We start from the raw sequence: 462 nt of genomic DNA, 5'->3' as shown, positions 1-462 counted from the left end.
AGCTGGGAGAGCGCCTGCTTTGCACGCAGGAGGTCAGCGGTTCGATCCCGCTAGGCTCCACCATTTTGAAAACTTATATTTTGGCGGTGTAGCTCAGCTGGCTAGAGCGTACGGTTCATACCCGTAAGGTCGGGGGTTCGATCCCCTCCGCCGCTACCAAAATTTTAAGTTGGACCTTTAGCTCAGCTGGTTAGAGCAGACGGCTCATAACCGTCCGGTCGTAGGTTCGAGTCCTACAAGGTCCACCAAAACCTTATAATTATAATATAAATGGAGGAATACCCAAGTCTGGCTGAAGGGATCGGTCTTGAAAACCGACAGGCGGGTTAAACCGCGCGGGGGTTCGAATCCCTCTTCCTCCGCCATTTATACTATGTATCCATCGAGCTGCTCCTTGAGTTAGCTTACTGAGATGGGGCCAGTCGATACCCTTTGGGTGCATTGGCTAAATTTAATACTTTT

3 tRNA genes are annotated in these 462 nt (G+C 50.4%); all 3 read left to right on the top strand.

Going from position 1 to position 462, the window contains the following annotated elements:
- Nucleotides 1-82 precede the first annotated feature (82 nt).
- Nucleotides 83-159, top strand: a tRNA-Met gene (locus AR337_RS08185).
- A 12-nt stretch (nt 160-171) separates the two neighbouring features.
- Nucleotides 172-248: transfer RNA gene (locus tag AR337_RS08180), tRNA-Ile, on the top strand.
- Between the two features lie 24 nt (nt 249-272).
- A tRNA-Ser gene (locus AR337_RS08175) sits at nt 273-365 on the top strand.
- The last annotated feature ends 97 nt before the right edge of the window (nt 366-462 follow it).

The organism is Bacillus sp. FJAT-27445 (genome assembly GCF_001510665.1).
In the GTDB taxonomy this organism is placed as follows: domain Bacteria; phylum Bacillota; class Bacilli; order Bacillales; family Cytobacillaceae; genus Bacillus_D.
This window is presented reverse-complemented; position numbering and strand designations above follow the sequence as displayed.